The sequence below is a fragment of the Pseudoroseomonas ludipueritiae genome (assembly GCF_014490445.1).
In the GTDB taxonomy this organism is placed as follows: Bacteria; Pseudomonadota; Alphaproteobacteria; order Acetobacterales; family Acetobacteraceae; genus Pseudoroseomonas; species Pseudoroseomonas ludipueritiae.
The window spans coordinates 1-1,254 of record NZ_JACTUZ010000340.1; the positions used below are offsets into that span (position 1 = coordinate 1).

Sequence of the window (1,254 nt, forward strand, 5' to 3'; positions counted from 1 at the left end):
GGAATATTCACCTGATTTCCATCGGCTACGGCTGTCGCCCTCGCCTTAGGGACCGGCTCACCCTGCGCGGATTGGCCTTGCGCAGGAACCCTTGGACTTTCGGCGAGAGGGGTTCTCACCCTCTTTGTCGCTACTCATGTCCGCATTCGCACTTCCGATACCTCCAGGAGCCCTCACGGGTCTCCCTTCGCAGGCTTACGGAACGCTCCGCTACCACGCGTTATTGCTAACGCATCCACAGCTTCGGCACGTGGCTTGAGCCCCGTTACATTTTCGCCGCAAAACAGCTATTAGACCAGTGAGCTATTACGCTTTCTTTAAAGGATGGCTGCTTCTAAGCCAACCTCCTGGTTGTTTTGGCCGTCTCACATGCTTTCCCACTTAGCCACGATTTGGGGGCCTTAGCTGGTGGTCTGGGCTGTTTCCCTCTCGACAATGGACCTTAGCACCCACTGTCTGTCTGCCGCCCTGTACTCACCGGCATTCGGAGTTCGGTAGGGTTTGGTAGGACTTTGGGTCCCCCTAGCCCTTCCGGTGCTCTACCTCCGGCGGTAATCGAACGACGATCTACCTCAATAGATTTCGCGGAGAACCAGCTATTTCCGAGTTTGATTGGCCTTTCACCCCTAGCCACAGCTCATCCCCGACTTTTTCAACAGGCGTGGGTTCGGCCCTCCAGTGGGTGTTACCCCACCTTCAGCCTGGCCATGGCTAGATCACTCGGTTTCGGGTCTTCTGCCAGCAACTCAGCGCCCTGTTCGGACTCGCTTTCGCTGCGCCTACACCTAACGGCTTAAGCTTGCTGCAAACAGAAACTCGCGGACCCATTATACAAAAGGTACGCCGTCACCCTTGCGGGCTCCGACTGCTTGTAGGCGCTCGGTTTCAGGTCTCTTTCACTCCCCTTGTCGGGGTGCTTTTCACCTTTCCCTCACGGTACTTGTGCACTATCGGTCACCAAGGAGTATTTAGGCTTAGAGGGTGGTCCCCCTACGTTCAGACAGGGTTTCACGTGCCCCGCCCTACTCAAGAACCCATGTGTGCCTTTCGCCTACGGGGCTATCACCCACTGTGGCAAACCTTTCCAGGTTCTTCAGCTGAACACACACAGGCCACTGGCCTGGTCCCCTTTCGCTCGCCACTACTCGGGGAATCTCTGTTGATGTCTTTTCCTCCGGCTACTGAGATGTTTCAGTTCACCGGGTTCGCCTCCATGGCCTATGAATTCAGCCAGGGATCTCCATAAAGGAGGGG

1 rRNA gene is annotated in these 1,254 nt (G+C 56.2%); it reads right to left on the bottom strand.

From position 1 onward, the window contains the following. Window positions 1–1,254: ribosomal RNA gene (locus IBL25_RS26200) — 23S ribosomal RNA — on the bottom strand; the annotation flags it as partial.